This is a genomic window from Micromonospora sp. BL1 (genome assembly GCF_003667485.1).
GTDB classification, from domain to species: Bacteria; Actinomycetota; Actinomycetes; order Mycobacteriales; family Micromonosporaceae; genus Micromonospora; species Micromonospora tulbaghiae.
In genome coordinates this window covers 1-8,074 of sequence record NZ_RCVK01000299.1, presented here as the reverse complement: position 1 = coordinate 8,074, position 8,074 = coordinate 1, and the positions used below count along the sequence as shown (strand labels likewise).

At 76.2% G+C, this 8,074-nt stretch carries 6 protein-coding genes; 1 reads left to right on the top strand and 5 read right to left on the bottom strand.

Translation table 11 applies throughout. The features are described 5' to 3' along the window. Positions 1 to 190: 190 nt before the first annotated feature. A complete protein-coding gene (locus tag EAD96_RS22475; protein ID WP_013476621.1) occupies positions 191 to 826 on the bottom strand; it encodes an RNA polymerase sigma factor in 636 nt (211 codons plus the stop codon). Positions 827 to 1,326: 500 nt separating this feature from the next. Here EAD96_RS22475 and EAD96_RS22470 point away from each other — a divergent pair, with 500 nt between their 5' ends. Continuing rightward, positions 1,327 to 2,709 (top strand): serine/threonine-protein kinase, encoded by a 1,383-nt coding sequence (locus tag EAD96_RS22470; protein ID WP_233586128.1) that lies wholly within the window; start codon positions 1,327 to 1,329, stop codon positions 2,707 to 2,709. 67 nt (positions 2,710 to 2,776) lie between these two features. On the opposite strand, the gene EAD96_RS22465 is transcribed toward EAD96_RS22470, so the two are convergent. From EAD96_RS22465 to EAD96_RS22450, 4 genes are all read right to left on the bottom strand, one after another. Further along, entirely contained in the window at positions 2,777 to 5,257 is a 2,481-nt protein-coding gene (locus tag EAD96_RS22465) for an ABC transporter permease (protein WP_121685683.1), read from the bottom strand. Between the two features lie 5 nt (positions 5,258 to 5,262). After that, positions 5,263 to 6,027 (bottom strand): ABC transporter ATP-binding protein, encoded by a 765-nt coding sequence (locus EAD96_RS22460; protein ID WP_121685682.1) that lies wholly within the window; start codon positions 6,025 to 6,027, stop codon positions 5,263 to 5,265. 149 nt (positions 6,028 to 6,176) lie between these two features. Continuing rightward, positions 6,177 to 6,842, bottom strand: coding sequence for a response regulator transcription factor (locus EAD96_RS22455; protein WP_013476617.1), 666 nt, complete (start codon positions 6,840 to 6,842; stop codon positions 6,177 to 6,179). After that, entirely contained in the window at positions 6,839 to 8,056 is a 1,218-nt protein-coding gene (locus EAD96_RS22450; protein WP_199733270.1) for a sensor histidine kinase, read from the bottom strand. The genes EAD96_RS22455 and EAD96_RS22450 overlap by 4 nt, the downstream gene beginning before the upstream one ends. Positions 8,057 to 8,074: the final 18 nt, after the last annotated feature.

Sequence of the window (8,074 nt, the reverse complement as noted above, 5' to 3'; positions counted from 1 at the left end):
CGCCCGCTCCTCCCCGGCGACCTCGCCGGGGGCCGCCGGTCCGGCGGCGGCGGACAGCAGCCGGCTCAGCGGGTCGGCGTCGGCCCCCGGCGGCGTGCCGGCGCGCGCGGCGTCGAGCAGGCGGTCGGACTCCGCCCGGTCGGCGGGCCCGCCGGACCGGCGAGCGTGCATGCCGTCGTCTCCCCTCACGTCAGCCCTCCGCCGGCTCGGCCTCGGGCGCGTGCGGCACCTGGCGGTCGGTACGGGGACGCGGCGCGACGGCGTCCCGGGTGTCGTCCGGCGCGGCCTGCGCCGCCGAACGCTCCAGCATCGCGGCCAGCCGGCGCAGGCCCCGGTGTGCGGCGGTACGCACCGCGCCGGCCCGCCGGCCCAGCACCCGCCCGGCGGTCTCCGCGTCCAGGCCGATGACGGCCCGCAGCATCACCGCCTCGGCCTCGGCCGGCGGCAGCGTACGGATCAGCGCCAGCGCGCTCTCGGTGGCGATTGCCTCACCGGCCCGGTCGGCGGTGTCGACGTCGGCGGCCAGGTCGTTGAGCGCCTGCACGGGCACCGGCACGGAGGGACGCCGCCGCTGCCGGCGCAGATGGTCCATGGCCCGGTTACGGGCGATCGTGACCACCCAGGCGCGGAACTCGCCGCCGGTGAACGACGGCAGGTCACGCGAGATCTGGAGCCACGCCTCCGAGGCCACGTCCTCGGCGTCGGCGCCGACGAGCGCGGTCAGGTAGCGCAGCAGCGCGGGTTGCAGGCTGCGGTAGAGGAACCGGAACGCCTCCTCGTCGCCCGCCTGCGCCCCGGCGACCGCCTCGTTCAGCTCGGCCGTCACGCTCGCCGTCCCGTGACGGCCCGGCGCCGGACGTCGACGGGCGTCGGTGACCACACCGCCATCCGCACTCGGCCCCCCGGTGAGCTGATCAGGCACGCGCACGAGGGTGCGGTGCCCCTTGGACACTGCCGCGCGGCATCGGGCGTCGGCGGGACATACCGTACCGGCGTCCGGGGGCGGCCGGGAGTCGGGCCGACACGGGGCCCGGCGAGCTGCGTCGGCAAGCCGTCGGAGGCCGGAAAAACAGAGAGAAATGTCTACCCCTGGCACCGGCGTGTCGGGGTAACACTCAGGGCGACCGCGACGCTCCCCCGGACGGACCACCGCCGGCACGGCGGACCGGGAGCGCGGGGGCGCGTGACTTCCTGGCCGATCGTACCGGGTCGATCACGATCAGCCGATCGGCGTCCCGGCTGCCGCACACCCGGCCGGACGGCCCGCCGAACCGGCCCCGGATATCGCGGGAAATACTTCGCGCCCGCAGTGGGTACGGTATGGGGGTGCTGTCCTCAGACGTCGTACTCAGCGGTCGGTACCGCCTGGATGACCGTGTCGCCACCGGCGGCATGGGCGACGTCTGGCGTGCCACCGACCTGGTCCTCGGTCGCCCGGTCGCGGTGAAGGTGCTGCTTCCCGCCCTGGTGTCCGACCCCGACTTCATCGCCCGGTTCCGTTCCGAGGCCCGGATCATGGCCTCCCTGCGCCACCCCGGCGTGGTCCAGGTCTTCGACTGCGGCGAGGACGACCTGCCCGGCGGCGGCCGGGCCGACTACCTGGTGATGGAGTTCGTCGCCGGTGAGCCGCTGTCGCGGCGGATCGAAACCGCCGGGCAGCTCGAGGTCGCCGAGACCATGTCGATCGTGGCCCAGGTGGCGCAGGCGCTGCACGCGGCGCACGGCCGGGGCATCGTCCACCGGGACGTGAAGCCGAGCAACCTGCTCGTGCAGGACGACGGCACCGTGGTCCTGGTCGACTTCGGCGTGGCCCGCTCGACCAACGTCACGAGCATCACCAGCACGAACGCGGTGCCCGGCACCGCCCTCTACATGGCGCCGGAGCAGGCCGCCGGCCGGCCCGTCTCGGGTGCGACCGACGTGTACGCGCTCGGTGCCGTCGCGTACTGCTGCCTCACCGGCAGCCCGCCGTTCACCGGCGACAACCCGCTCCAGGTGGCCGTACGCCATCTCGACGACGAGCCGCCGGAGCTGCCGGCGGAGATCCCGGCGTCGGTGCGGGAGCTGGTGTCGCGGGCGCTGGCGAAGGATCCGGCCGACCGCTACCCGAGCGCGGCGGCGATGGCCGACGCGGCGCGGGCCGCGCGTACCGACTCGCCGACGGCGACGGTGGCGCTGCGCGGCGCGGCGGGTCCGGCGCGGTCGCGGGACGACCAGCCGGCGGTCCGCCCGGGCGCCGCGGTGGCGACGTCGCGGCGGCGGAGCCGGCGCGGCACGCTCGTCGGGGCGCTGGGCGCGGTGCTGGTGGCGATGGGGGCGCTGGGCGCTCTGGTGGCGGCCGCGAACGACACCGCCGAACCGGCCACGAAGATCGACAAGACCGCACCGGCGGTGGCGCCGAGCGAGCAGGCCGCCGAGCCGGTCGTCGACGAGCCGTCGGCGGACGACGACTACACCTACCGACCGGTCGGTCCCGGCGACAGGCCGTCGGCCACGCCCTCGGTGACGCCGAGCTCCTCCCCGACCCCGTCGGCGCAGCCGAGCGTGACCGACGAGCCGGCCCCGACGGACGAGCCGAGCAGCACGCCATCCAGCGCGCCGACGACGACGGCGCCCACCACGCCGCCGGCGCCCGACCCGACCACCGCCGACCCCGGCACCGGCACCGGCGGCGGGGACACCGGCGGGCAGCCGGTCACCCAGCCCTGACCCACGGCATCCACGAGCCGGCCCCGCCCACGGCGGAGCCGGCTCGTGCGTGTCCGGGACCGGGCGGTCAGTCCGCGCCGAGCGACGCCACGACCGGCCGGGACAGGGCGCGGCGGGCCGGCAGGACCGAGGCGAGCAGCGCGGCCACCACCGCCACGGCGACGATCAGCCCGATCCGTCCCCAGGGCAGCACCAGCGTGAAGTCACCGCCGATGCGGGCGACCACGGCCGTCGCCCCGGCCGCCGTCCCGGTGCCGAGCGCGATGCCGAGCAGCGTGCCGACGAGCGCGGTGAGCACCGCCTCGACCGCGAGCACGCCCCGCATCCCGGCCCGGCTCAGCCCGACCGCGCGCAGCACCGCCGTCTCCCGGGTGCGTTCCACCACGGACAGGCTGAGCGTGTTGGCGACCCCGACCAGCGAGATCACCACGGCCAGGCCGAGCAGCGCGGTGACGAACCCCAGCACCAGGTCGACGGTGCCGGTGAGCATCTTCTTGTACGCGGCCTGGTCCATCACGTTCACCGTCGGGTAGCGGGCCAGCACCGACTCGACGGCGGCCCGGGCCGCGTCGACGCTCACCCCGGCGGCCGGGTCCACCTCGGCCAGGTAGCCGCGCTCGGCCGGGAACATGGCGGTGAAGTCGGCGTCCAGCACGTCCACCAGATGGCCGGCGGGCACCGGGCTGCCGGCCAGGACCGGCTCCTCGTCGGCCACCACGGCGGCGACCCGGAACGGCCGCCCGGCGAGCGTGATCGTGGAGCCGGCCGTCCAGCCCCGGGCGGCGGCCAGTTCGCGGTGCACCAGCACCGCTCCCGGCCCCAGATCCGCCGGGTCACCGGCGTCCGCGGCGGACAGCGTCCGCCGGACCAGCGCCGGATGCGCGGCGCGCAACTGCACGTCGCCGACCACCCGGCTGCGCTGCTCGTGCACCACGCCCAGCTCCGGGCGGGCGGCCAGTTCGCCGGCGATAGTGGCCGGCAGGTCACCGCCGATGCCGGTGACCAGGAAGTCCACGCCGATCCGGGCGTCCACCGCGCGTTCGATGCCGGACTTGACACTCGCCGCGCCGACCACGAAGGCCGAGACCAGCCCGATGCCGATCACCATGGCCGTCGCGGTCGCGGCGACCCGGCGCGGGTTGCGCACCGCGTTCGACACCGCCAGCCCGCCGGTGGCGCCGAACGCCGCGCGGAACGGCCCGCCGAGCACCCGTACCAGCGCCGGCACCAGCACCGGGCCGAACGCCACGATGCCGCCGAAGGCCAGCAGCCCGCCCGCCGCGACCAGCACCACCTGGCCGGTGGCGCCGGCCCCGGCCAGCGCCGCCACACCGGCGGCGAGCGCCAGCGCGCCGACCCCCAGCCGGATCCGGCCGGCCGGACGGACCGGGTCGACCGCCGCGTCGGTGAGCGCCGCCACCGGGGCGACCCGGGTGCCCTGCCAGGCCGGCAGCGCGGCCGACGCCACCGTGAGCAGCGTCCCCAGCCCCAGCGAGACCAGCAGCGTACGCGGGGTCAGCGTGAGCCCGCTGCCCAGCGGCACGCCGGTGCCGGCGAGCAGGAGGCCGAGGCCGCCGGCCACCGCCGCGCCGGCCAGCACTCCGACCACGGAGGCGAGCAGGCCGGTCACCGCCGCCTCGGACAGCGTGGCCCGGTAGATCTGCCCCCGGGTGGCGCCGACCAGGCGCAGCAGCGCGGTACGCCGGGAGCGCTGGGCGAGCACGATGGCGAAGGTGTTGGCGATCACGAAGCCGGCCACCACCACCGCGACCGCGGCGAACGTGCCCAGCAGCATGCCGAACTGCCGCAGGTCGCGTACCGCGTCGTCGACTGCCGCGTCGAGGACGGCGTCCCGGTCCCGGACCGTCACGTCCGGCCCCACCACGGCGCGGATCCGGTCGGCCAGCGCCGCCGCGTCGACACCGGGCCGCGCCGCCACCATGATCCGGCCGTAGCCCTTCTCGCCGCTGACGGTGAGCGCGTCCGGGCCGGTCAGCCCGATGTACGGGCCGCCGACGTCGCGGGAGCTGCCGTCCACGTCGACGGCACCGACCAGGGTGTACGGGCGGGCCGCGCCGTCCCGCCCGCCGATCGACACCGGTCCGCCCAGTGCGAAGCGCTGCTCGGCGACGGTCCCGTCGTCCAGCACCACCTCGCCGGGGCGCTGCGGCAGCCGCCCGGCCACCACGTCGTAGGACTGGAGGTCCGCCTCGGTGGGGATCGCGGCGAGCACCGCGTACCCGAGCACGGGACGGCCGTCGGTGCCGACCACGCCGGCGGAGCCGGTCAGCTCGCCGGCGGCGGCGGCCACCCCGTCGACGGCGCGTACCCGGTCCACGAGCGCCGGGGGCAGCGGATCGGTCCCGGCGTACGCGGCCAGGTCGGTGTGTCTGTCGAACTCACCGGCCCGCTCGTACGCCCCGGCGCGCATGCCGTCGACGAACATCAGCGTGCCGGCGACGAACGCGACGCCGAGCACGATCGCCAGCGAGGACAGCAGCAGGCGCAGGCCGTCGGCGCGGACCTGGCGCAGGGTCAGGCGCAGCATCCCGCTCACCGCCCCGCCGGCGCCACGGCCGGGTCGAGCCGGCTGAGCGCGTCCCGGACGTCACCGACTGTCGGCTCGTGCAGTTCGTCGACCAGCCGGCCGTCGGCGAGGAAGACCACCCGGTCGGCGTGCGCGGCGGCGGCCGGGTCGTGGGTGACCATGACGACGGTCTGGCCGAGCGTGTCCACCGCCTCGCGCAGCAGCCGCAGCACCTCCGCGCCGGAGCGCGAGTCGAGGTTGCCGGTCGGCTCGTCGGCGAAGATCACCCACGGCCGGGTGATCAGCGCGCGGGCCACCGCGACGCGCTGCTGCTGCCCGCCGGACAACTCGGCCGGGCGGTGCCCGAGGCGGTCGGTCAGGCCCACCGCGGCGACCACCTGACGCAACCACGTCGCGTCCGGCCGGCGGCCGGCGATCGCCAGCGGGAGGACGATGTTCTCCTCGGCGGTGAGCGTGGGCAGCAGGTTGAACTTCTGGAAGACGAAACCGATCCGGTCCCGGCGCAGCCGGGTGAGCCGCCGGTCGTCCAGGCGCGTCAGGTCGGCGTCACCGATGTGGACCGCCCCGGCGGTCGGCCGGTCGAGGCCGGCGAGGCAGTGCAGCAGCGTGGACTTGCCGGAGCCGGACGGGCCCATGACGGCGGTGAACCGGGCGGCGGCCAGGTCGAGGTCGACGCCGTCGAGCGCGACGACGCGGGACTGCCCGGCGCCGTACTCCTTGCGCAGTGCGCGGGCGGCGAGGGCGACGCCTGTGGTCGGTGGTGCGGACACGGTGGTGCTCCTGTCGGACACGGTCTTTCGGACAGTTCCGACGCTAGGTCCGGCACCGGTCAGTTGATCTCCACCTGCGCGCTCGACCTCGGTGCGACCACGGTCGTCCCCCACCGGGCAAACCCGTACGACCTGAGACGTACGGCCGGTCAGCCGCCGGGCGTGACCAGGCCGCTCTCGTACGCCAGGACCACCGCCTGGACCCGGTCGCGGAGCTGGAGCTTGGCCAGGATCCGGCCCACGTGGGTCTTCACGGTCGCCTCCGCGACGTGCACCCGGGCGGCGATCTCGGCGTTGGAGAGCCCCTGCGCCACCAGCAGCAGCACCTCGCGCTCCCGGTCGGTGAGCTGGGCCAGCCGCGGGTCCGCCGTCGGCGCGGGGCCGAGCTGCCCGGCGAACCGGTCGAGCAGCCGCCGGGTGATCGACGGGGCCACCACCGAGTCGCCCTGTGCCACCACCCGGATCGCGGCCATGAGCTCCTCCGGCGGCACGTTCTTGAGCAGGAACCCGCTCGCCCCGGCGCGCAGCGCGGCGAACGCGTCGGCCTCGGTGTCGAACGTGGTGAGCACCAGCACGCGCGGGCCGCCGCCGGCCGAACCGGCGCAGATCCGCCGGGTCGCCTCCACCCCGTCCATGGTGGGCATCCGCAGGTCCATCACCACCACGTCGGCCTCGACCCGGTCCAGCACCCGCAGCGCGTCCGCGCCGTCGATGGCCTCGCCGACCACCTCCAGGTCCGGCTGGGAGCCGAGCACCATCCGGAACCCGGCCCGCACCAGCGCCTGGTCGTCGACGATCATCACCCGCACGGTCACGCCGCCGCGCTCCCTTCCTCGATGCCGGCCGCCGCGGGCAGTGGCAGCCGCGCCTGCACCCGCCAGCCACCGGCGAGTGTGGGGCCGGCGGCGAGGCTGCCGTCGTACACCCCGACCCGTTCCCGCATGCCGACCAGGCCGTGCCCGCCGGACGGCGCCGGCCGGACCACCGGAGCGCCGCCGCCGTCGTCCACCGCCCGGACCACGACGGCGTCCGCGGCCCAGTCCAGCGTCAGCTCCACCGACGCGCCGACGCCCGCGTGCTTGAGCGCGTTGGTCAGGCTCTCCTGGACCACCCGGTAGACGGTCAGCTCCAGGCCGGGCGGCAGCGCCCGCGGGGTGCCGGCGCCGCCGCAGGTGATCCGCAGCCCGGCGGCACGGAACCGGTCGAGCAACGCGGGCAGCTCCACCAGCGCGGGTCGGCGGTGCGCCGGCTCGGCGGCCGGTTCGTCCGCCGCCGGCAGCGGCTCCGGACGGTCGGGTTCCCGGAGTACGCCGACCAGCCGCCGCATCTCCTCCAGCGCCGCCCGGCCGGTGTCCGCGACCACCTTGGCCGCCTCCCGGGCGGTGGCCGGATCCCGGTCGAGCGTGAACCGCACCCCGTCCGCCTGCACGATCATCACGGCCATGCTGTGGGCGACCACGTCGTGCAGCTCACGGGCGATGCGGGTGCGTTCCTCGGCGACGGCGGCGCGCGCCTCCGCCTCCCGTTCCCGCTCCAGCGTGCCGGCACGCTCCTCCAGGCTGACCACGTAGAGCCGGCGGGTCCGCAGGTTCAGCCCGGCCAGCCAGACCGCGCCGACGATCAGGGCGTAGAAGAACGCGCCCATCCACCAGGGCCCGGTGCCGGGCGACTGGAGCGCGGCGAGCACCCCGCCGATCGCGGCGACGACCCCGGCGACGATGCCGTCGCGGAGCCGGTCGGCGTACTTGACCACGCTGTAGAGGGCGATCAGCACGGCGACGTCGTAGCTGAGCGGACCCCAGCCGGCGATCACCTGGACCAGCGCGAGCGCGGCCACCAGGAGGCCCACCTCCGACGAATGGGTACGCCGGAAGAACAGCACCGCCGCCATCGCCAGGCCGACCGCGGACGCCGTGAGCCCGGTCAGCCCGGCGAGGTACCCGGACAGCACGAAGAACACGACGAGCCCGCAGACGGCGGCGTCGAACGCGACGCCCCGCAGCGGACGACCGAGGATCAGGCGGTTCACGATCCCCCAGCCTAGGCC